The following is a 23354-nucleotide window of genomic DNA, read 5'->3' on the forward strand; positions in this document are numbered from 1 at the left end:
GTTGACGTTCTAGCATTCAGGAGAACAAAATGACCACACTGGACGCCCCGACTTCGCTGACCTACTTGCGGCCCGCCACAGCGAATGAGGAAGCCCTCGTGGAGCGCTTTCAGCCGATTTTCGACCGAATTGCCGAGGGCAATGTCGAGCGTGAGCGCAACCGAACATTTCCTTTCGAGCAGGTACAATGGCTGAAAGACGCCGACTTCTCTCTGGTTCGGGTACCCGAGGAGTTTGGGGGGTGGGGCGCCTCGCTTGAACAGACCTACTATCTGCTGGCATTGCTGGCGGAGGCTGACGCAAACGTTGCTCACGTATGGCGCAATCACCTGGCCTTCATCGAAGACCGCCTCAATGCGCGGCCGTCACCGGCCAACGACCGCTGGTTCCAGCGCTTCCGTGATCGTGAGTTCGTCGGGGGTGGGTGGACGGAGGCCAACAACGGCACATACGCCAATATCAAGACGACGGTGAGCAAAGAAGGCGACCTCTACAAGGTCACCGGCGCGAAGTTCTATGCCACCGGCAGTCTCTATGCCGATTGGCTCGACGTGATAGGCAAGGGCGAAGACGGCTCGCTGATCACCACCTTGGTAAGCCGTCGCCAGCCGGGTGTCGTGCTGACCGACGACTGGCCAGGCTTTGGCCAGAGCACCACCGCGAGCGGTAGTGCCACCTACCAGGACGCGGTCGCGCACGAGGGGGATGTCTTTCCTGCGAGCGAACGTGTTGTTTACCAGGGGCATTTCTACCAAACGGCATTGCTTGCGGTTCTCACCGGCATCACGCGCGCGATCTTGCGCGATGGCATTATCGCACTCAAGGCTCGCGGTCGTAATTATCCGCAGGGTCTGAACCCCGTGCCGGCGCTCGACCCGCAACTGCTGCAGGTGATTGGTGAGGTATCGGTACGGGTCTTCTCGACAGAGTCGGCACTGCGCCGCGCCGCCAGCACCCTCGATCTCATCGCTGCCGCTCATGCGGACGGCGACGTAGCACTGCGCGACAAGCGCGTCGTCGACGGGGAAGTGGCTGTAGCGCAGGCGCAACTCGCGATCGTCGACGGTGTCCTCTATGCAGCCACGCATGTCTTCGGCGCTCTGGGCGCGTCTGCGACCTCAGAGGAGACGGCGCTCGATCGCCATTGGCGCAACGCGCGCACGCTCGCGTCCCATAATCCGGTCGCCTACAAGGCTCGCATCCTCGGTGATTATCTCGTGAACGACAATTCGCCCGTGTCCAGCATTGCCCGGCTTGGCCGCGGCGGCCAAGGCAACTGAGGAGATCCGCGATGACGAGACCCTATCTTGCGCTTGGTCTTGCCGGACCGCACCTTGTGGAACTCACCACAAGCCGCGCCCTTCTCTCGCGCTGGGACGCATTGCCCGTCAAGTTCAGTGTACTGGGAATTGACCGGGTTGATGGAAGCCTGCCCGCGCCGGTCACCCTTGCGGGTAGCGCAGTGGGCGCGACGCTGGCCAGTGCCACGAAACATGGGCGCTTCCTCATTGCCGCGTCGCCGCAACGTGATCACCCCTACAACATTGCTCGCCGCGTCGCCTCGCTTGCCCACCTTTCGGGTGGGCGCAGCGGATTGCTGATCGGTGTGCGAGATGCCTATGCGCCGGAAGGTCCGGAGGAAGCTCCGGCCTGGGGGGGCGCCGGGCTCGGGGGTGGTGCGCCGCTCAATGCTCAGACGGCTTACGACACTGCCCATGCGGTGCGCGCTCTTGAGCAGAGTTGGCCTTACGACTCGATTATCGGCAACCGCGAGACCGGTATCCTCGTGGAGTCGAACCGTATCGTGCATGTGGATATCGACAACAGCTTCTCCATCGCGGGGCCGCTGAACGCGCCTGAGCCGGCGACTGGCGTGTCGGTGATCGCTTGGTACGCCGAGACGACGGCGGATGCGCCGCCGGCCGGTGACAGCGAACCCATCGAACTTGTTCTCGGCGCCACTGGCTCCGTCCCTGTCATCGCGCTGGGTGGCGAGCCGCCGGCAGGTGCACCGGCAGGTGTCGTGCTGCGCGCGGGTCTTGAGCACTCAGTGGGTGACCTGCTCGACGCCGCAGAACGGTGGCTTGCCAATGGCTTCGCTCCCACCCCACTCGGTGGGTCTCTGCGCGCCGCGCTCAATCTGCCTGCACCAGCGCCGCTGCCGTCCACGATGCGGGCCGCTTTCCCTTTGCCGCAACCGCATGTCTCTTTGTAGACAACAACGGAGACACTACCCGTGACAAACAAGCGAACTGGCCACGTCCTCCTCGGAATCAACGCGCTGGTGCTGGGCTACCTTCCAGCGGCATGGAAGACGCCGCTTTTGAAAAAAGATTCCTTCGTCGACCCGGATTATTGGGCGAACCTTGGCAAGACTGCGGAGCGCGGTACTCTTGACGCCATCTTCCTGGCTGATGGTCCGCTGCTGGGCGACCCAGCTTATGACGCCAATCCGATCCGCCTTGAACCGACGGTAAACTGGGGGCACGTCGCTGCCGCAACCTCAAGGGTGGGCTTGGTGGCCACGGCGTCATCGACCTTCAATGATCCGTTCGAACTTGCCGAGCGCTTCCTCTCGTTCGATCACCAAACGGGTGGTCGCGCGGCGTGGAATGTCGTCACCACCCGCGGCGTTTCCGCGGCGCGCAATTTTGGCATGCCCGACATTCCCTTGCGCGACGACCGGTACGAACGTGCAAACGAGTTTGTCGATGCCGTGCGAGCTTTGTGGGGCTCGGCCGTCACGGGTCGGGACGTCCATTTCAGCGGCGGGTTCTTCGATATTCATGGGCGCTTGCGCGTGCCACCGTCGAAGCAAGGCCACCCGATCATCTTTCAGGCTGGTGGCTCGCCGCAAGGTCGTGCATTGGCGGGTCGCGCAGCTGAAGGTGTCTTCGCCGCCGAACTTACCAAAAAACAAGCCACGGAGCATTACCGTTTGGTAAAAGGTTTCGCGCGCAGCAATGGCCGCTCACCTGATGAAATCAAAATCCTGCCGGGCCTGTTGTTGAGTCTCGGCAGTACCGAGGAAGAAGCGCGCCGGCGCAGCGACGAAATTCATGACGCAGGTCCGCCGTCATATTCAATTGGCTGGTTGTCGCAGGCGATCGGCTTTGATGCCTCGAAACTCGAACTCGACGAGCCGTTTCCGGAAGAGGTTCTCGCCCCCATTAGTGACACACAGGGCTTTCTCGGCAGTATCGGCTTCCGGGAGTCGATCATCACGCAGATCCGCAAAACCAACCCCACTGTGCGCGAATACCTCAAACAGACACGCTACACCGGATCGGGTCACGCCGGCTTTGTTGGCACACCTGAACAACTCGCTGATCACATTGAGGACTGGTTCCATTCAGGAGCGATCGACGGCTTTAATTTGCAGCCGGATCGTCTGATAGACGGGCTCGATGTGATCGTCGATGAGCTCGTTCCGGTCCTGCGCAGGCGCGGTCTCTACCGTCATGAGTACGAAACGGAGACCCTGCGAGAGCACTTTCAAGCAGCCTCATCAACGCCCGCATTGTAGAGTATCTCGCGCCGATGCGGATCTGAAGACCCGCATATTGGCCGCGTGCGCTTTCAGGCGGCCAATATGCGGGTGATCTGAAACCGGGAGAGCGAGCACTGTCGTTTGGTCTTGGTGATCCCGCTGCCCGCATGTTCATCCACCGATGAAAACTATACCGGCCGTTTTCAAGAAACGGCTTTTCATTTTATAGTACATAAAAAATATAGATTACCTATTTTAAAAAGCCCAAGACGCTACGCTCGTCGTAATTACACGCCGGGCTCGCCGTCCGGCAACAGACAGCGATGAGTAGAAACCATGACGCAGATCGAGAATGCCTGGGGTGCTGGCCCCGGCGACGGGTACGAGGCACTCGCAGCATCCTTTCGTCCGATTTTCGCGGAGATCGCGCGACGGGCGGCGGCACGTGATCTTGAACGGGACCTACCGCACGACGCGATCCGAAGCCTGAAGGAAGCCGGCTTCGGAGCCATTCGTCTGCCGAAGCAAAATGGTGGCAAGGGGGCGAGCCTACCCCAGTTCTTCAACCTTTTGATAGAACTGTCGGAGGCGGATTCCAATGTCACGCAGGCGCTGCGCGCGCATTTCGGCTACACCGAGGACATCCTCAATTCGAAGGACGCCGAGCGTCGAACGCTCTGGTTCGGACGAATTTCGCGGGGCGAAACCGCAGGTAGCGCCTGGAGCGAGATCGGTGCTGCTGCAGCGCTTGACAGGTTCTCTACCAAGGTGGCGGAACGGGACGGGCGGCTCTTCCTCAATGGCGCCAAATACTACACGACAGGCTCGCTTTTCGCTGACTGGATCGATGTCGGCGCATCTGACGAAAACGGCGAGGGTGTCGCGGTCGCCGTTCGGCGCGACGCTGAGGGCGTTCACGTTGTCGACGACTGGGACGGCTTCGGTCAGACCCTGACCGCAAGCGGCACAACCACGTTCCACGACGTGGTCGTCCAACCGCAAGACATCGTCGTCGACGACGATCGCTTTAAGTACAGCTCGGCCTTTTACCAGATCGTCCATCTGGCGACACTTGCCGGCATCGGCCGGGCAATTACGACCGATGTTGCCAAAGCCGTGGCGGAGCGGCGGCGCACTTACAGCCATGCCGCGGCCGCGCGCTCCAGCGATGATCCGCAAGTGTTGCAGATCGTCGGGCGTATCCGCGCGGCGGCCTATGCGGCGAGCGCAATCACATTGCAGGCGGCAAACAGCCTAGAGCGCGCTTATGAGGCGCACTTCATCGACAACCCGGAAGCCGAGGAAAAGGCGAACGCCGTCGCTGAACTCGAGGCCGCACAAGCCCAGACAGTGGTTTCTGACCTCATCCTTGAGGCGTCGACCCTGCTTTTCGACGCGCTCGGAGCTTCGGCAACGAAGAAACCGGCAGGCCTCGACCGGCATTGGCGCAATGCCCGCACGCTCGCCTCCCATAATCCACGGATCTACAAACATCGCATCATCGGCGATTTCGCCGTGAACGGCACGCCGCCGCCCTATCAGTGGCGTATCGGCGCGAGCGCGGGCTGACGATGATGATCAGGCTCGAAGGCATTTCCAAGAGCTTTGCCGGCAAAGATGGTCCGGTGGTGGCACTCGAGGGAATCGATTTATCGATCGCCAAGGGCGAGATCTTCGGTATCATCGGTTCGTCCGGGGCCGGCAAGTCGACGCTGGTGCGCCTCATCAACCTGCTTGAGCGCCCAACGGGCGGCGAGGTCTTCGTCGCCGGCGAAAGGGTGACGGAAGCCAGGGGCGAACGCCTGCGCGAACTACGCCGATCGATTGGCATGGTGTTCCAGCATTTCAACCTATTGAGCGCTCGCACGGTTGCGGGCAATGTCGCCTATCCGCTTGAGCTGACGGGACAATACGGCAAGATCGAAATCGCCGATCGGGTCGATGGATTGCTTGCGCGCGTGGGGCTGAGCGAGCATGCGCACAAATACCCGCGTCAGCTCTCCGGCGGTCAGAAGCAACGTGTCGGCGTCGCGCGCGCCCTTGCCTGCGAGCCGCAGGTGCTTCTATGCGACGAGGCGACGAGCGCGCTCGATCCACAGACCACAGGTGCGGTGCTAGACCTTCTGCGTCAGATCAATCGTGACCTCGGTGTCACGGTCGTGCTCATCACGCACGAAATGGATGTCATACGAAGAACCTGCGATCGGGTGGCCGTGCTTGATCATGGCCGTGCTGTCGAGCAAGGGCCCGTCACCGATGTTTTCTTGCATCCGCGCCATCCGGCAACGCTGAGGCTGGTGCGCGAGGCTGAGCCGGACGACGGATCGCTTGATGCCATTTCTTCATCAGATCTCGGTAGCTGCGTTGCCCGCCTGACCTTCACGGGGCCGAACGCGCACCGGCCGATCCTCGGTCGCATCGCCCGGGAGAACGTCGTCGACTACAGCATCCTCGCTGGTCGAGTCGGCCATATCCGCGAAGCGCCGTATGCACAATTCATCGTCTCGCTGAGCGGGCGCGATGTCGCGGGCGCGATCGCTGGCCTTCGGGCTGGCGGGGTCGATGTGGAGTTGCAAGATCGTTCACAATCCGGGCAGGCCGCCGTCTTTTCGCCATTGCATGAGGAAAGAGCGCTTCATGTCGTTTGAGAACATCTATTGGGGCGACATCGCAGTGGCGCTAGGGCAGACGTTGGCCATGGTCGGCGGCGCCCTGTTGTTGACGATTGTGGTCGGTCTGCCGCTCGGTATCCTGCTCTTCCTCACCGGGCGGCAGCAACTGTTCCAGGCGTCTGTCGCCTATGGCAGCCTCTCCTTCGTGCTCAACATTGTCCGTTCGGTGCCGTTTATCATCCTGCTCATCGTGCTGATGCCGATCACGGTCATCGTCACAGGCACGTCTCTTGGCATCCGCGGCGTGATCTTCCCGTTGGTCGTCGGCACCTCTCCCTTCTTCGCGCGGCTCGTCGAGACGGCGCTGCGCGAAGTGGACCGGGGCATCATCGAAGCAAGCCTCGCCATGGGTGCATCCACGAGCCAGACGATCCTTCGCGCCGTTCTGCCGGAGGCGTTGCCGAGCCTGCTTGCGGCCGTGACCGTCACGGCGATCGTGCTGGTCGACTACACCGCCATGTCTGGCGCGATCGGTGGCGGGGGGCTGGGCGATCTGGCGATCCGCTACGGCTATCACCGCTTCCAGACGGAAATAATGCTGGTCTGCGTCGCGATCCTCATCGTCTTCGTTCAGCTCATTCAGGCAAGCGGCAACCGGCTCGTCACCCATTTTTCCCGTAGATAACCTTTAGCAAGGAGGACAACATGCGCATCCTGAAGTCCCTGACCATCGCTGCCGGCTTCGCTCTTGCGGCCCTTGGCTCCGCCAAGGCGGACGAAACGCTCGTCGTCGGCGCCACGGCCATCCCGCACGCCGAAATTCTGGAGTTCGTGAAGCCTATCCTCGCTAAGGATGGGTTGAACCTCGATATCCGGGTGTTCACGGACTACATCCAACCAAACGCCCAACTGGTCTCCGGTGAGCTCGACGCAAACTACTATCAGTACCGACCGTTCCTGAACGACTACAACAAACAGCGCGGTACGGAACTGGTCCCGATCGTGCCGGTGCACATCGAACCTTTCGTCGCCTACTCGACGAAGGTTGACGCGGCCGACAAGCTTGCCGATGGCGCGACGGTCGCCATCCCCAACGATCCGGTCAACGGCGGCAGGGGTCTGCTTCTCCTGCAGAAGCTCGGGCTCATTAAGGTTTCCGGCAAACCGGAACTGACCTCTCCGGAAGACCCGCTTCCGACGATCAAGGATGTGGTAGAAAACCCGAGGCATCTGAAGATCGTCGAACTGGAATCCGCGCTCCTGCCGCGGGCGCTGGGCGAAGTTGATCTCGCAGCCCTCAATGGCAACTATGTCTTCGAGGCAAAGCTCGACATTTCGAAGTCCATCCTCATCGATCGGGGCCAGGATGGTTACAACGTCTGGAGTGAGTATCTGGTCACCCGTCCGGAAACCAAGGAAGACCCGCGCGTGGCAAAGCTCGCCAAGGCGTTGAATAGCGAAGAAACGCGCAAGTTCATCGAGGAGCGCTACAAGGGCCAGGTCGTAGCGGCCTTCTGATACATCCCTTTGCGTCGGGCTGCGCCCAATCGCGGCCCGCCCTTTCCATCCTCCCGAACGAACGGCAGAGTAATGACCTCAACAAATGCTATCGCGAAATCCGTGACATCCGAACTTGTGCCCGGCGAAGCCGGGTGGTTGCCACGCCCACCCGCCCAGGCGGCCCACATTATTCGCGACGACGCAGAGGCAATCACGGTTGCCGAACGGCTGAAGCCGCTGTTTTCGGCCGAGGCGGCAGAGCGGGATCGTGAGAGGCGTCTGCCTTTCGAAGAGGTCGACCTGTTCTCGCAAAGCGGGCTCTGGGGGATCACGATCCCAAGGGCCTATGGCGGAGCGGAAGTGTCGCAGGTGACGTTGGCAAAGGTGTTCGCCACTCTTGCCGCCGGCGATCCCTCGTTGACGCAGATCGCGCAAAACAGTTTCGAGATTATCGACGTCATTCGCCAGACGGCCAGTGAGGAACAGAAGCGCGAGCTTTTTGGCGCCGTGCTTGCGGGCCAACGCCTCGGCAATGCCTTCTCCGAATTCGGTGGCAAGAATGTCGAGGCCTTCGAGACGAAGCTGGTAGACGCCGGCAACGATTTCGTCGTGAGCGGCCGCAAGTTCTATTCGACAGGCGCTCTCTTCGCTCACCTCGTCCCGATCGTCGCGATCGATGAAGCGGGGCATGTGGTCGTCGCGATTGCCGATCGCGGCGCCAAGGGGCTTGAGGTCGTCAACGATTGGTCGGCCTTCGGCCAGCGCACAACGTCGAGCGGTACGGTGATCCTGAATGCCGTTTCGATACCTGCAAGCCGCGTCCTGCCCGCACACATCGTCTATGAGAATCAGAGTGCTGTCGGTCCGCAGAGCCAGCTCATCCATGCGGCGATCGACGCGGGCATCGCTCGGGGCGCGATCGAGGCGACGATCGATCTCGTGCGCAACCATGCCCGCCCTTGGATTGACAGCGGTGCGGACCGAGCGGCAGATGACCCCTACACCATCGCTGCGATCGGTGATTTAAAGATCCGTCTGCACGCAGCCGAAGCGCTTCTGGACCGAGCCGGCCGGCATCTCGACGAGACAATTGCCGATGTCAACGAAGAGACGATCGGCAAGGCGAAGATCGCCGTTGCCGAAGCAAAGGTGCTGACCACCGAAGTCGCGCTCGCTGCTGCCAACAAGCTCTTCGAGCTTGCCGGCACGCGCTCGACGCTCGGCATCCACAATCTGGATCGGTTCTGGCGCGATGCGCGCACGCACACGCTGCACGATCCGGTTCGGTGGAAATTCCATGCTGTCGGCCAATATTACCTAAACGGCGTGCAACCGCCGCTGCATTCCTGGATCTGACGGGCTTTGTGCCCAACCGTTGCGTGAGTGCATGATGCCGAAAGAAATTCTCCTCAACGCATTCAACATGAACTGCGTCGGGCACATCAACCATGGACTGTGGACCCATCCGCGTGACCAGTCGGACCGTTATCACCGGCTCGACTATTGGACGTCCATGGCGGCGACGCTTGAGCGTGGTCTGTTCGATGGTCTGTTTCTGGCGGATATCGTCGGGGTCTATGACGTTTACCAGCGATCCGTGGATCTGGCGCTGCGTGAATCCATCCAGCTTCCGGTCAACGATCCGCTGATGCTGGTCTCCGCCATGGCGGCCGTGACCAAGGGTTTGGGCTTTGGCGTCACAGTCAATGTGCATGCCGAAGAGCCCTATATTTTCGCTCGTCGCATGTCGACGCTCGATCACCTGACCGACGGGCGCATCGGTTGGAACATCGTGACCGGCTATCTCGACAGTGCTGCACGCGCGGTGGGGCGAGCGGTGCTCGGTGAGCACGACACGCGATATGACCGCGCGGATGAATGCCTCGACCTTCTCTATAGGCTCTGGGAAGCCAGCTGGGATGACAACGCCGTGCTGCGCGATCGTCAGGCCCGGGTCTACGCGGACCCGGGGCGGGTTCGAAAGGTCCTGCACATGGGCACCTATTATCACGCGGAGGGTTATCACCTCAGCGAGCCGTCGCGTCAGCGCACACCGGTCTTATACCAGGCCGGCACCTCCGGACGGGGCCGCAAATTTGCGTCTCGCCACGCCGAATGTGTCTTCATCTCCTCGCCGGATACGACAATTGCCCGCGCCGCGTCGCGAGCGATCCGGGAGGGGGCGGTGGAAGCGGGGAGGAGAGGTGATGATATCCGCATCTTCACCGGCATCACGGTCGTGGTCGACAAGACGCCGAAGGCCGCGAAAGACAAGTATGAGGACTACTTGCGCTATGCGAGCCCGGAAGCGGGGCTTGCTCATTTCTCTGCAGGCACCGGCATCGATTTCTCACAATATGAGCTCGACGAGCCGATTGTCTACGGTAAGGGCAACTTCGTCCAGACATCCGTCGATCTTGCGCGCGAGCGTGGCTGGACGAAGCGTAGCATCCTGTCTGACATGGCGCTCGGCGGACGCTACCCGCTGATCGTCGGTGATCCGCATCAGGTTGCCGATGCGCTGGAGGCCTGGATCGATGAGGGCGAAGTTGACGGCTTCAACCTTGCGCGCACCGTCGCGCCTGAGAGCTACGAGGACTTCATTGATTTGGTGATTCCGGTTCTGCAGGAGCGGGGTCGATACAAGACAGCCTATGGCGAAGGAAGCCTGCGCAACCGGCTGTTTGGCGAGGGCAACCGGTTACCGGCACGGCATCATGGCGCCGGTTTTCGCTTTGATGGGACATTCGGCAAAGGCGAATGACGGTGCCCGATGAAATGGACTGCCGATGCAGAACGAATAGGGCGCGGTAGTTTTCTATGCGGTGAATGACGGAGGCTTGATCTCGTCGAGAAAGCAGCTTTCAGTTTTTCCGGCGCGCTGGGTGCCGGCCGCTTCCGCCCCTCCTGGTCCTCTCGCGCGGGGTTGGTGGCCCGCTTTTGCGGCAGGCCTCTGATGGGTGGGAAGCTATGATTGGCCTCGGCTGCACCGTCGGCGTGCTGCTGTCGGACATTCATGCCGGAGCGCAGTTCGGCTGGATCGGTCTCGCCTTCTTGGCCAGGACGCGCATGTCAGGCTATGCTCGCTGCTGGCCAATGAACGGAACGAATTTTCTGAAAATAATCTGTAAAAATTATAGATATTCTGTATTGTTGTGGCGTCGCGAATTAGGCTCTGTTGTCAGTTAAACAGGAACCAAACTATGACCAGAGCGATCCGCTTCAACGCCTTTGACATGAATTGCGTGGGACATCAATCGCCTGGGCTCTGGGCTCATCCGCGCGATAAATCTTGGAAATATAAGGATCTGGACTATTGGCAGGATCTTGCGCGCACTCTGGAGAGAGGCATCTTCGACGGCATCTTCATAGCGGACGTAATCGGCTATTATGATGTCTACAAGGGATCGAACTATCATGCGATACATCAGGCGGCACAAATTCCCGTCAACGACCCGCTGCAGCTTGCGGCCCCGATAGCGCTGGCGACGGAGCATCTCGGAATCGGGATAACGGCTTCGACCTCGTTTGAGCATCCCTATACGTTTGCGCGCCGTATCGCTACCGCCGATCATCATTCGAAAGGTCGCATCGGTTGGAACATCGTTACCTCGTATCTCGAGAGCGGTGCCAAAAACATCGGCAAAGGCGGCCTGCGCCGACACGACAACCGATACGAAGTTGCCAATGAATACGTAGAAGTTCTCTACAAGCTGCTGGAAGGTTCGTGGGAGGAAGGTGCCGTGTTGCGCGATGGCGACAAGCGTATCTTTGCTGACCCTGGAAAGGTTCACGAGATCGGCCACAAGGGCAAATATTTCGATGTCCCCGGCTATGGACTGACCGAGCCTTCACCGCAACGGACGCCGGTCCTCTATCAAGCTGGTGCCTCTGGCCCGGGCAAGTCATTTGCTGCCCAGCATGCAGAATGTGTATTTGTCGCGGCACCAACCAAGTCGGTGCTCCAGGCTTACGTGGCGGAGATCCGCCAACGCGTTGCAGACGCCGGCCGCGACCCGAGCAAGGTTTACATCTATACCTTGCTGACGATCATCACCGACGAGACCGAAGAAAAGGCGCAGAAGAAGTTCGAGGAATACAAAAGCTATGTCTCGTACGACGGCTCGCTGGTCTTCATGTCCGGCTGGAGCGGCATCGATTTCGGCCAGTATGCGCCGACAGATCTCGTCAAGAAGGTGGAGACGAATGCCATCAAGTCAGTGGTCGAACATCTGGCGGGTGGCGACACGTCGTGGACGATCGACGAGCTTGCGCAGTTCGGCGGCATCGGCGGCCTGGGCCCGGTTCTTGTCGGGTCACCCGAACGCATCGCCGACATCCTCCAGGAGTGGGTTGAGGATACCGATGTCGACGGGTTCAATCTTGCTTATGCGGTAACGCCCGATAGCTTCGACGACGTCGTCAACTTCATCGTACCGGAATTGCAGAAGCGCGGAGCTTATCCAACAACCTATAAGCAGGGCACGTTGCGAGAAAAGCTCTTTGGCGACGGGCCGTACCTTCCGGCCAGCCATCCCGGAGCCGGATATCGCGATATCGAAGCCGTGAAAAGCCGTCAGACGAATCTTTCCGTGTCTGCTCTTGCGAGTGCGAAGGGCTAAAATCTCTGGCAAATCTGCGCTACGATTTCGTGCGCAAATTGGCGTTGTCAAGCCAATGGCATGTTGCCGTGAGGTCCCGAACGCGCATGAAAGTGAGCAGCAACCGCTGACGATCGCGCATGAGCGATATTTGCTGGCAGCCTAAAGACGACAATCCCCAGCGGCTGTGGAAGCCTGGTGATAGTCGAACCGCAGCCATTCGGCAGAGGAGACAGCGAGCTCGTTTAGGCGTCTATCCGCGGCTCAACAGATCCATGTGGAATGTCGCATCCAGCGAACTCATGAAGCCTTCAACACAATGCATGTGCTCGGACATCACCCGGCGCACGGCCTGAGCATCCTTGCGCCTCAGCGCATCAAGCAGACTGACGTGCGCACCGATATTGTGTTGGCCAAACTCGGTATGTTCTCTGAGGCTGTCGGTTCGACGAATGACGAGGTCACGGGCCAGAGCGTTCAAAAAGCGACACATCAACACCAGGATTGGATTGTCGCATGCCTCGCACAGGATGTCGTGGAACTCGATCTCGACAGTGCGGCCGGTTTCTCGGTCGTCTATTCGTGCAGCCTCTATGCAGGTGTCGATATTGGCTTGCAGCCTTGTGAATTGCTCTTCTTTCAACCGCCCTACCACGTTCTCCGCGACCATCACCTCGAGCGTCTTGCGCAGTTCGTAGACGTCCTTGAAATCGAGATCCTGGAAATGGAAATATTGGCGCATCTGCTGGATGACCGTTCCCATCGACGTCGCCTGGATTTCCGGGCCTCCGTTTGGTCCCGCCTGCATGACCAGAAGGCCCTCGACCTCGAGAGCCTTGAGCGCTTCGCGGATGGTACCCTTCGAGCAGCCATAGTGCTGCATCAGCACCTTTTCCGGCGGAAGGCGGTCCTTGGGCCCCAGGCTTTCGCGCGCGATCCAGCGGCGAAGATCCTCCGCGACTTGATCGGATAGCTTGATGCGCCGCATCTTTCGCGCGGTTGGAGCTCGGCTTCCGGCGCCATCCTGCGCGCGTGTGGTCTTTGCGGTACCGGTGCCTTGCTCCGGCGCCTCTGATTTTTGGCGTCTAGCCATCGGGTTGCTCCCACGTCGCGTCCGCGTCGATTGGATAAATGGGGCGCCGCAGCTTGCGGAACGGGAACAAACTGTAATTCGAGCCTGTCACGCCACCACCGGCACATTCGATCACCGCCTTCGCTAGCGGTTCGAAGACGGGACGGCAATACATACGCGATTTCAGGATCAGATAGTTGGCTGATTGGGGTTCTATGCCGAGCGACGTGAACACCGCCTGGTCCCAAGGCTCGTGGGTTTCCTCCGAGATCAGTACGCGCGCCGTTCCGGTGTCGATGACGGCCGAACGGCCCATATCGCACACCATGCCAGTATAGATCGGGCCTGAAATCGTGTACCGCCCATCGCCTAGCGCGCTGACACGCCCTTTCAGCCTGAGTGGGGGAGATGGGGGAGGGAAACCATCGGCGAATATCTTGTTGCCAACGTCGATTTCGATGTCGGCTCCCAAGCCGGCTGCAAAGGCTTGTGCGACAGCACCGCGATCGTTGATGGGCCCGGCAACGACGCCGGTCAGTCCAGCCTTCAGCGCCGCCTGCAACACGTCCATGTTCTCGCAGGTGCCGCCCGACATGCAATTGTCGCCGTGATCAAGCAGCAAGATCGGGCCCATGCCGGAACGATCGGCTGCGGCGCGGGCGAGGGTAATAGATTGTCCGAGCGGCTTCTGATCATAGACAAAGCCCTGGCGGCGCATCCATGCCTGGCGCGCAACGTCATCGGCGACGTTGACCGGGTTGAGATGGCTTTCCGTCACCGCGACAATGCTCGCACCCGCTTCATGAATGTCTGCCGCAGGAAAGCCACCGAAGAAACTGACCGCCAGGACTCCTGGCTGCTTTTCTGCTTGGACGGCGCAGTCGATCACTTCGGCCATGGCACCAGGTACCGTCGTGTTCATGGCCAGCGTGTGAGCTATGAGTGGTGGCTGGGCCAGCGCCATCCGTGGTCTTGGTTCGCCAAGGCGGATGCGCTCCATGATCGAGCACACCAGCTCGCCGGTCTCGAACATGTCGACATGCGGATAGGTCTTGAATCCGGCGATCGCATCGCAGTTCTCAATCATGCGCTTGGTGATGTTGCCGTGCAGGTCGAGCGCCACGCCGATCGGAACGCCCGGCGCTGCGTTCCTCACCCTCATCAGCAGTTCGCCTTCGCCGTCGTCATGGCTCTGCGTAACCATCGCACCGTGCAGATCGAGCAGGATCATGTCGCAGCCCTTCGACACGTCCGCAAGGATTGCAGCGCTCATCGCTTCGAAGGCGCTGTCGTCCACCGGTCCGCTCGGCCATGCATGGGCGATCAACGGGCAGGCAACCTCGGCGCCCACATATTCGGCGTAGGTGTGAAATGCGCCCAGCGCAGCCTTCATTCCACGCGCCTCTTTTAGGGCGTGCTCGCCCCAGATCGGCCGAAAGGCCGCAAGCGGCGTCGGTATGGGCGAGAACGTGTTCGTCTCGTGATTGAGACGAGCAATGACTATGCGCAACGAATGCTCTCCTGTTTTTCCAATGTTTTCGCTCCGCTGCCGGCTGTTGGGCGCGCCTATGCCAGATCGAGGGCAGGGGATGCGGTGCGGGCGCGCTCGGTCTGAAGCCGGTCGTAGTGGAGCACGGCGTCAAGCAGAACCTGCGTCCCGTAGGCGCATTCTTGAGGTGTCGAATATTCGGCAGCGTTGTGACTTAGACCGCCGGCGCTAGGCACGAAGATCATCGTGGTTGGAGCAACCGCCGCGGCGTGAACGGCGTCGTGACCCGCCCCTGAAACGATTTCCCGGAAAGATAGTCCCGACTTTTGCACAGCCGACCGTACAGCCTCGATACACGCGGGATCGAAACGCACGGCATCCACCGCGGAAATACGCCGAACGTCCATGGCGAGGCCCTGAGCCGCCTCAACTATTGCGGCGTGCAGTGCGGTCTCCATCAGTTCGAGCGCCGTATCGTCCGGGTGACGAAGGTCGACGGTCAGGCGAACCTCGCCTGGAATGACATTGTTCGAGTTCGGCGAAACCTCGACGAAACCGACCGTCGCCACCGCATCTGGGGCGGAGGAAATACCAATCCTGTTGACCGCCTCGATCAATCGCGCCGCGCCGAGAAGTGCATCATGCCGCATGCTCATCGGCGTTGAGCCTGTGTGCGCTGCGCGGCCTGTCAGTTTCACTTCGAACCAGCGCATGCCCTGAACGCCCGTAACAACGCCTATATCGGCGCCTTCGGCCTCCAGGATCGGTCCCTGTTCGATATGGAGCTCGAACATGGCGCCAAACTTCACGGAGCCTGCCGGAGCCTCTCCGCGCCACCCTATGGCGTTGAGCGCATCGACGAAGCTGATGCCCAAAGCGTCCCTTCGTTCGTCGGCTTCCGCCCGGGCGTAGACGCCCGCATAGACACCGGACCCCAACATGGCCGGAGAGAAGCGCGACCCTTCCTCGTTCGTCCAGTTGACCACCATCAATGGTGCTTCGGTGACGTAGTTTGCCGCTCTAAGCGTGCGCAGGACCTCTAGACCCGCGAGAACGCCCAGCACCCCGTCAAACTTCCCGCCCGTCGGTTGGGTATCGAGATGGCTCCCGATCGCGATCGGAGCGAGGTCCGAGTTTCGTCCAGGAAACAGAGCAAACATGTTGCCCACTTCGTCCACAGTGATCCCTGCGCCGAGCTCGACCATCCTGTCGGCTAACCATTGGCGTATGGCCGCGTCTTCGGCAGACAATGTCAGCCGTGCAATGCCGCCGTCAGGCGTGCCGCCGATCCTGGCTGTTTCCATCAGGGTGTCCCACAGCCGGTCCCCGTTGATATGAAGGTTGGACATAACCTAATCTGCCTTTACGCCGAGATATTTGTCCCGGGCTTTGCTGTCTGCGATGAAGTCCCGGGCCGTGGCCTGATAGACGATACGGCCGAGCTCTATGATGTGATGGCGGTTGGCGAGTGCGGTACAGACCGCGAGGTTTTGCTCAACCAGGAGGATTGCGATCCCTGCCGCTGCGATCTTGCGGACCTGGTCGACAATCTCCTCGACGATGACCGGCGCAAGGCCCTCGACCGGTTCGTCAAGCATGAGCAGCTTCGGTCCTGTCAGGAGCGCGCGGGCGATTGACAGCATCTGTTGCTCTCCTCCCGACAGCTGCCCTCCACCATTGCGCTTGCGTTCTTCCAGCCGGGGGAAGACGGTGTAGATGTCTTTAAGCGACCAAGGGGATCCCTTACGCTCGGCAATACGGAGATTCTCCTCGACCGAAAGCAGCGAGAAGATGCCTCGATTTTCCGGAACCAGGGAAACACCTGATTGCGCTATCCGGAATGCCGACTGGCCTGCAAGGTCGCGCCCAGACAATTGCACACGACCCCGTGCCGGGCTGACCAGACCGGCGATGCTTTTGAGCGTGGTCGATTTGCCGGCGCCGTTGCGGCCAAGCAGCGTGACCACTTCGCCTTCTCCGACCGAGAGAGAGACACCCTGCAAGATGTGGCTTTTGCCGTAATAGCTGTGGAGATCCTCCACCTCGAGAAGTGCGCTCATGCGATATCTCCGGTGATCATGTTGCCGAGATAGGCACGTTGCACTTCCGGATCGTCGCGCACGACAGCCGGCGAGCCCTCGACCAGCTTGCGGCCGAGCCGCATGACTGTAATCGTATCCGAAATGTTCATGACGATGCCCATGTTGTGCTCGATGAACAGCACCGTATGGTCACGGCCAAGGTCGCGGATCAACGCCTTCATTTCCTCGATATCTTCGACCCCCATCCCGGACGTCGGCTCGTCCATCAGGATCAACGACGGGCGTGAAGCCATGGCCATACCGACTTCCAATCTACGTTGCTGCCCGTGCGACAGCTCGCCAGCTGGCCGGCGGGCGACGCGGGTGAGGGCGAGCCGCTCCATTACCTCGCTAGCGGTCGCAAGTGCGGCATGGTTGCTTTCAGCGCTTCGCCACGGCGCGAGCGCTTGCCAAGGCGTCTTGCCCTGTGCGGCAAGTCGGAGGTTCTCCGCGACATCGAGCGTCGGGAAAAGGCTTGTCACCTGGAAGGAGCGAGCGATGCCGTGACGTACGCGTTCATCGTCGCGTGTGCGGGTGATATCCACGCCATTGAGCACGATCGAGCCGGAAGAGGGCATAACCCGTCCGGTCAATGCGTGGAACATTGTTGTCTTGCCGGCGCCGTTCGGGCCAATGATGGAATGGACCGAGTTGCGACGAATATCGAGGTCGACATCGGCGAGTGCGACGAACTTGCCGTAGGAAACGCCAAGGCCGCGAGTGGACAAAGCCATGGCTGAGTGAGAACCGGGATTTATCATAATATAGAACGCTCCTCGGTCTGGGGTTCGCGTGCGTTTGCCGTCCTGCCGGAATAAGCGCTCCAAATCCTTTCCACCAAACCCCACAGACCCTTTTGCAGGAACAGCGCAACGACGATGAGCGCTGCGCCGAGCAGCAGCAGCCAGCGTGGCCAGATCTGCGACAGCCAGTCTGCCAGGAGCATGTAGGCTGATGCGCCGAGCACCGACGCAAACAACGAGGTCGAACCGCCGATGATCGTCATGATCAGGATCGTTTCCGAGGTGTGGTATTCAATATTTGATAACGGTGCGACCCCTACCAGCATGGCGTGCAGGGCGCCGGCATAGGCTGTGACGGCGCCTGATATGGCGAAGGCGGTGGTCTTGAATGCCTTGACGGGAAACCCGATGGCAGCGGCGCGCTCCGGATTGTCGCGCACCGCAATGAGCGTGCGACCAAACGTGGACTGCGTCACGCGAAGCATCATGGCGAAGAGGGCCAGGAAGGAGAACGCAACGTAGGTGTAGTAGGACCATGGGCTGTTTAGGGCATTGCCAACCGCTGGACGCGGCACATCCAGCAGGCCGTTGTCCCCGCCCGTAATCCCGGAGAACGTGTAGGCAAGGAAGTAGAAAAACTGCGCAAAGGCGAGCGTCAGCATGACGAAGTAGACGCCTTGCCGCCGGATCGACAGCCACCCTACGATGGCGGCAATCAATGCTCCAAGAACACTTGCCAACGTCAGCATCAGCCAGGTCGGAAATCCGTATCGGGTAAGGAGAATGCCGGCGGCGTAGCTGCCGACACCGAAGAAGATGCCCTGCCCGAAAGACAAGAGGCCAGTGTATCCGAGCAACAGGTTGCAAGCCGTCGCAACGAGCGCAAAAATCAGGATCTCGGACGCATGGATACCCGATTTCAGAAAGATCGGGAGCATCAAGACAGTTGCGAGCGCGAGTGCAAACTGCACGAGAGGCTTGTTGATCGCGAGCATCGATCAAGCCCTCCCGAACAGGCCGCGAGGCATTATGACGATAACCGCTGCCATGCAGACATAGATCATCAGCCGGGCTCCTTCGGGCCAGATGGTGGCCATCAATGACTGCACAACTCCGACCAACACCCCGGCGACCAGGGCCCCGACATAGGAACCCATACCGCCGATGACCACGACGACGAAGGCAATTGCCAGCGCTTCGACGCCCATGAACGGCTCGACACCGCGAATAGGGGTGGCCAGTGCTCCGGCCAAGCCAGCAAGTCCGGCCCCTGCGGCGAAAACCGTCGTATTGATGCGCAGGGTGTCATAACCGAGCAATGCCATGTTGTCGGCGGATTCAGAGCCGGCGCGCACAATGGCGCCAAGACGTGTCCGCTCAAGCGCCCAGTAGAGTGCAAGAGCCAGGATAGCCGTGAAGCCAATCGTGAAGAGGCGATACTTGGGGTAGATGAAATCGCCCCAGATTACGACGCCGTTGAGGCCGTCCGGTGCCGCGACATTGCCGCCGAGCGGTCCCCATAGGATGATGACGAGTTCCTGGATGAATAGCGCCAACCCCACCGTGACCAATATGTGGAACGTGTGGGGTAGTTTGTAGATCTTACGCAGCAGAACAGCTTCGACAGCTCCTGCAACGACTGCCACGATTGCTGCCGCCAGCGCCATCGCCAGCCAGAAGTTCATTCCCCGCTCGACGAGATCGTAGGTCACGTAGGCGCCAAGCAGGTAGAAGGCGCCATGAGCGAAGTTCACGAATTGCAGAAGACCGAAAATAATGGTCAGACCGACGGCAAGCAGGAAGTAAAGCATGCCGAGCCCGACGCCGTTCAGCAGCTGGAATAAATAGGTCACCGGATATCTCCCGTGAGATTGGGGAAACTGCATGGCGCGCCCTGCCGACGAAGCCGACAGGGCGCTGCTGGCCCACAGGCCTTATCCAAGCTTGCAGCCGGCGGCCTCCGGTGTCAGGAACGACTGACCCGTCGAAACGATTTCGGCATAGTCGTCCTTGTCGGCCATTTCGGCCTTCGCGCGCGCCTTTAACAGGTAGTAGTTCTTCAAGACTTGGTGGTCGCCAGCGCGGATCGTTTCTTCACCCGTGAGGCCGGCATAGGTCAGGCCTTCCAACGCCTTGCGGACCGCAGGCCCGTCATCCGATCCAGCCTTCACTGCGGCATCGATCATAAGCTTCGTGCAAATATAGGAGCCTGCGAGCGAATAGTTCGGATTGATGCCGTATTTTGCCTGGGTGAGTTTGGTCAGCTGCGGGTTTAACCCAGCGCCGACCGTATGCCAGTACTGTGCCCCGAAATAGATGCCCTCACAAAGATCGGCGCCAAGCGCCTCGAATTGCTCCAGGCCCGATGCCCAGGCCACGACAATGGTCATGCGTTCCTTCATGCCGAAGGATACGGCTTGGCGCAGGGTATCGGCGCACTGAGCGCCAAAGTTCAGGATCAGCAGCACGTCCGGCTTGGCCGCCAGCGCGTTTGTGAGATAGCCGGAGAACTCCTTTTCGGTCAGCGAATGATAGCTGTTGCCAACCAGTTCCAACTGTTTCTCTGCCAATACATCTTGCGTCGCCTTGAGGAGGCCCTCTCCGAACACATATTGCGGAGTGATCGTGTACCAACGCTTGGCGTTCGGCAGCGCATCGATGATCGGGCGGACGGTTCGATTGACAGCGCCGAAAGTCGGCACGGACCAGCGGAACGTGGCGGCGTTGCAGTCGCTTCCGGTGATTTCGTCGGCACCTGCGGTGGTGATGAAACTCGACGAGCCCTTTGCCGCCTCTTTGCCCATTGCAAGCGATTCAGATGAGAGAATGCCGCCGGCGAAGAGCTTGATCCCTTCTTGCGCCATCGCATCCTGCACCTTTCGCACAGCCGTAGCGGGTTTGCCTTCTGTGTCGAGGTCGAAAGTTCTCACCTCACGCCCGTAGGCTGCGGCGGCTTCCTCGGCGGCCAGGATCGCACCCATCGACGCAAATTTGCCATTGGCCGCATTGCCGCCGGAAATTGGCACCGGGATCCCGACCTTGATCGGATCGCCGGCGGCGCCGGCGCGAGTAATCAGTGCAGGGCCGGCAAGCAGGGCGCCAGCGACACCCGTGAGCAATGTTCGTCTGTCTAGCATGGTAGTTCCCCTTTTGGTGTAGTTATACGAACTATACGTATAATTATGATTATATGTCTAGATGCTTTTGAGTGCTTTGGCCCTCGCCTTCAACTCGATGCGAAACTGGAACGCCGACTGGTTCCGTGAGCCGTTGATGGGCAAGGGTTGTCGATGCGGGAGGGTCGCATCCGCCTCCAGCGAGCCGATCGAACAACGAGTGCCGAATTGTTCACATCGGTGCGGTCAAGGGCCTATCAGCGACTGTGACGGGACGGACCATGTCCAACAGGACCCTGCTGGCGCTCTGGACCGGAAGGAAGCGGGGTAAAGGCGCTGGGCAAAGGGCTCTCCCAAACCCTTTCGGACGTGGTCGTCCCGGGTCAGGCACCTCCTCAAGGCAAGTGGAGCCTGGCGCGTGCGGAGAGCCAATTGGGACGGCCATCCCCCCAATTAGTATGAGTGATTTCGGCGGAAAAATCGCTATCTCACGCTGCGTGCAAGCATTTGGAGAACGACTGAGGCGTCCCTTGCCGCGGCTGGCTGAGGCGTTTCGATACTTTTATTGAGATCTAGGGCCTCGCCACGCGGGACCGCTGCATCGATTCATCGTCGTGATGGATCTGACGCTTCTGAAGAAGCGTCGAACGATCTAGCGCTGCGTGCCGTTGCGATTGAGCAGGGCAGCGCGGATCATGTCTGACTTTGAAACGGTAGGGCGAAGAGAAGCGGGCGCCGCCCCTGACGCGGTTTTGCGCGCTCCGTTGCCACTCCTGAGGCCCTCGTATTTCTGCTGTGCGGCCAACCTGTCGCCATCCGACACCGCGCCGACCGGTGCTCCGTTGATGTCGTGCCGAAGGGAATCTGGTCGCGCCATTGCAATCTGGTAGCGTCGAGAGTGGACATATGAACCCGTTGCCTTGCGTAGAGTCGATGCGCTCACCTCCGGCCTTAGAAGGCAGCGGATCTCACTCCATAGCCCGAGCGCGAACGGTCGGATCGGGTCACCAACCTTTGCAGGCAGGATGTCAACCGGCCGCGTGAGAAGCGCATTGATTGCCTCGGCCCGAGAAATATCCCTCTCGCGCGCCAGCACGGCACCAGCGTTTCTTGGTGGAGAGTTTTTGCGGGAGGGTTTGTCACCCATGACGATTGGTACCTGTCGCAATCTCGCAATGTAACCTTGATGACAAGTTGCTCTATATGACAAGCAGCAAATGACGTAGGTCGCGTCGAGGCCGTGGTCAATAGTCCGAGTGCAGAGCTCCCTGCGGGCTTTGACCGAACGGCAAGGTTCTTGAAGCGCCAAGGCGAGAGCCGTTTGGTGTCGCCGATCTCCAGAGCGATCGGTTTGCGCTGGAATTCGTTAATCCGCAGAGGTCGTGGTTCTCGCATCTGTCGACGCGATGCCCGATGGTCATCTTCCCATCCCATTGTCGAGGAATTGGGGGGCTGGTCGAGCAGTTCTTGGAAGTGAACGGCGCCTATGGCGTGAGCGAGTTTACACCAGCTCTTTTGATGGACCTTTTGCATCCAACGAATTGTCAGGCGACTGGCGCGCGCTCTGCAACCCCTTCGACACCTGGAATATGAAGGCCGAGAGGCTGCAGTATTTCTATTGCGGGGCCAGCGGTGAGGCATGTTCGCTCGCCTCACCGCGGTTTTCATCACGCTAAAGGAGAATGACCCGGTTGCCCGGGTTCGGGCCCGCTTTCAGGCGCGAAAGCGACGCCGGCAGCTCCTCAAAGCTCGCCGTTTCAATAAGCTGGGGGTCGAAGGCCCCCTCGCAGATTTTCCGGGCCATGTCGACCCCCGCGGCCACGAGCCGGCCCCATTGATGATCGCAGGCATGCCCGTGCATGGCGTTGAGGCCGACTTCGTGCAGCGAGATCGTCGTGGAAAAGGCGGGCAGTGGTGCGGTTTCCTGCCGGTCCTGGATACAGACCAGGTGACCGTTGGCTGCCAGAAGCGGTGCAAGGCTGGCGGCATGCGCGCCGCTGACCATGTCGAAGACGGCGTGCAGGGGTTGGTATTGCGTGCGCCGCTTCCACGCGTCTTTCCAGCCTTCGGTGCGGTAGTCGGTGACGGTTGCCGCGCCGAGCTTCAGGAGGCGGTCTGCCTGAGACGCCGAGGCGACGGCATGAACGATCCAGCCCTTTTCGCGTGCAAGCTGGAGCAGGGCGCCGCCGACGGCTCCCGAGGCCCCGGTGACGAGTACGTGTGCGCCGGGCCAAAGGGGGACCTTGCCAATCGACTGTTGCGCAGTCAGGCCTGGGCAGGGGATCGACGCGGCTGCAGCAAAGGGAAGGCTTTGCGGCAGGGGAATGGCGGCGCGCGCCGGGATGACCGTATATTCGGCAAAGGAACCGGGGCGAAGCAGGTCGTTGTGATAGGCAACGCGCGCACCGACACCGATGTGGCTGACGCCTTTACCGACCTCTGCCACCTCGCCGGCCCCGTCGACGCCCGGAATGTGTGGCCAGGACCAGGCATCGTGACCCCAGAGAATGAACTTCCAATCGACGGGGTTGAGGCCGATGGCACGGTTACGGATGAGCAGTTCGCCGCACCCTGGCCGTGGCTTCGGCATGTCGCGAAGCTGTAGCACGTCCGGATCGCCGGTTTTTTCGTGAACCCAGGCTTTCATTTC

General features: G+C 60.4%; 20 protein-coding genes. 10 read left to right on the forward strand and 10 right to left on the reverse strand.

Annotated features, from left to right (window positions below; genetic code table 11):
* Positions 1 to 29: 29 nt before the first annotated feature.
* From IB279_RS18885 to IB279_RS18930, 10 genes are all read left to right on the forward strand, one after another.
* On the forward strand, positions 30 to 1280 hold the full coding sequence (locus tag IB279_RS18885) for an acyl-CoA dehydrogenase family protein (RefSeq protein WP_113189749.1): 1251 nt from the start codon (positions 30 to 32) through the stop codon (positions 1278 to 1280).
* Positions 1281 to 1291: 11 nt separating this feature from the next.
* Positions 1292 to 2215, forward strand: a complete 924-nt coding sequence (locus IB279_RS18890) for an LLM class flavin-dependent oxidoreductase (RefSeq protein ID WP_113189748.1) — start codon at positions 1292 to 1294, stop codon at positions 2213 to 2215.
* A gap of 21 nt (positions 2216 to 2236) precedes the next feature.
* The gene (locus IB279_RS18895; RefSeq protein WP_113189747.1) at positions 2237 to 3526 is read left to right on the forward strand and encodes an NtaA/DmoA family FMN-dependent monooxygenase; all 1290 of its coding nucleotides are present in this window, start codon (positions 2237 to 2239) and stop codon (positions 3524 to 3526) included.
* Between the two features lie 300 nt (positions 3527 to 3826).
* Positions 3827 to 5059: an acyl-CoA dehydrogenase family protein gene (locus tag IB279_RS18900; RefSeq protein ID WP_113189746.1), complete on the forward strand. Its 1233-nt coding sequence runs from the start codon at positions 3827 to 3829 to the stop codon at positions 5057 to 5059.
* A 5-nt stretch (positions 5060 to 5064) separates the two neighbouring features.
* Positions 5065 to 6138, forward strand: coding sequence for a methionine ABC transporter ATP-binding protein (locus tag IB279_RS18905; protein ID WP_113189755.1), 1074 nt, complete (start codon positions 5065 to 5067; stop codon positions 6136 to 6138).
* Positions 6128 to 6787, forward strand: a complete 660-nt coding sequence (locus tag IB279_RS18910) for a methionine ABC transporter permease (RefSeq protein ID WP_113189745.1) — start codon at positions 6128 to 6130, stop codon at positions 6785 to 6787. The genes IB279_RS18905 and IB279_RS18910 overlap by 11 nt, the downstream gene beginning before the upstream one ends.
* Positions 6788 to 6807: 20 nt before the next feature.
* A complete protein-coding gene (locus IB279_RS18915; RefSeq protein WP_210338661.1) occupies positions 6808 to 7620 on the forward strand; it encodes a MetQ/NlpA family ABC transporter substrate-binding protein in 813 nt (270 codons plus the stop codon).
* A 72-nt stretch (positions 7621 to 7692) separates the two neighbouring features.
* Positions 7693 to 8958, forward strand: coding sequence for an SfnB family sulfur acquisition oxidoreductase (locus IB279_RS18920; protein WP_192339519.1), 1266 nt, complete (start codon positions 7693 to 7695; stop codon positions 8956 to 8958).
* 34 nt (positions 8959 to 8992) lie between these two features.
* A complete protein-coding gene (locus IB279_RS18925; RefSeq protein ID WP_113189298.1) occupies positions 8993 to 10366 on the forward strand; it encodes an LLM class flavin-dependent oxidoreductase in 1374 nt (457 codons plus the stop codon).
* A 439-nt stretch (positions 10367 to 10805) separates the two neighbouring features.
* Entirely contained in the window at positions 10806 to 12224 is a 1419-nt protein-coding gene (locus tag IB279_RS18930) for an LLM class flavin-dependent oxidoreductase (protein ID WP_113189255.1), read from the forward strand.
* Positions 12225 to 12456: 232 nt separating this feature from the next.
* Here the strand turns inward: IB279_RS18930 and IB279_RS18935 are convergent, their stop codons facing one another.
* The 10 genes from IB279_RS18935 to IB279_RS18980 form a co-directional block, all read right to left on the reverse strand.
* A complete protein-coding gene (locus IB279_RS18935; protein ID WP_113189256.1) occupies positions 12457 to 13296 on the reverse strand; it encodes a FadR/GntR family transcriptional regulator in 840 nt (279 codons plus the stop codon).
* Entirely contained in the window at positions 13289 to 14785 is a 1497-nt protein-coding gene (locus tag IB279_RS18940; RefSeq protein WP_113189257.1) for a M81 family metallopeptidase, read from the reverse strand. Before IB279_RS18940 ends, IB279_RS18935 begins: the two co-directional genes overlap by 8 nt.
* 56 nt (positions 14786 to 14841) lie before the next feature.
* Positions 14842 to 16113, reverse strand: a complete 1272-nt coding sequence (locus IB279_RS18945; protein WP_113189258.1) for a Zn-dependent hydrolase — start codon at positions 16111 to 16113, stop codon at positions 14842 to 14844.
* 3 nt (positions 16114 to 16116) lie between these two features.
* Complete coding sequence (locus tag IB279_RS18950; protein ID WP_113189259.1) at positions 16117 to 16824, reverse strand: ABC transporter ATP-binding protein; 708 nt, start codon at positions 16822 to 16824, stop codon at positions 16117 to 16119.
* Positions 16821 to 17579, reverse strand: coding sequence for an ABC transporter ATP-binding protein (locus IB279_RS18955; protein WP_192339524.1), 759 nt, complete (start codon positions 17577 to 17579; stop codon positions 16821 to 16823). Before IB279_RS18955 ends, IB279_RS18950 begins: the two co-directional genes overlap by 4 nt.
* Positions 17580 to 17602: 23 nt before the next feature.
* Positions 17603 to 18583, reverse strand: a complete 981-nt coding sequence (locus tag IB279_RS18960; RefSeq protein WP_113189261.1) for a branched-chain amino acid ABC transporter permease — start codon at positions 18581 to 18583, stop codon at positions 17603 to 17605.
* A 3-nt stretch (positions 18584 to 18586) separates the two neighbouring features.
* The gene (locus IB279_RS18965) at positions 18587 to 19441 is read right to left on the reverse strand and encodes a branched-chain amino acid ABC transporter permease (RefSeq protein WP_309142298.1); all 855 of its coding nucleotides are present in this window, start codon (positions 19439 to 19441) and stop codon (positions 18587 to 18589) included.
* Between the two features lie 81 nt (positions 19442 to 19522).
* A complete protein-coding gene (locus IB279_RS18970; RefSeq protein WP_113189263.1) occupies positions 19523 to 20725 on the reverse strand; it encodes an ABC transporter substrate-binding protein in 1203 nt (400 codons plus the stop codon).
* 631 nt (positions 20726 to 21356) lie between these two features.
* A complete protein-coding gene (locus IB279_RS18975; RefSeq protein WP_113189264.1) occupies positions 21357 to 21851 on the reverse strand; it encodes a ProQ/FINO family protein in 495 nt (164 codons plus the stop codon).
* Between the two features lie 525 nt (positions 21852 to 22376).
* A complete protein-coding gene (locus IB279_RS18980; protein ID WP_113189265.1) occupies positions 22377 to 23351 on the reverse strand; it encodes a zinc-binding dehydrogenase in 975 nt (324 codons plus the stop codon).
* Positions 23352 to 23354: the final 3 nt, after the last annotated feature.

Source organism: Ensifer sp. ENS06, from assembly GCF_014852205.1.
Taxonomy (GTDB): domain Bacteria; phylum Pseudomonadota; class Alphaproteobacteria; order Rhizobiales; family Rhizobiaceae; genus Ensifer; species Ensifer adhaerens.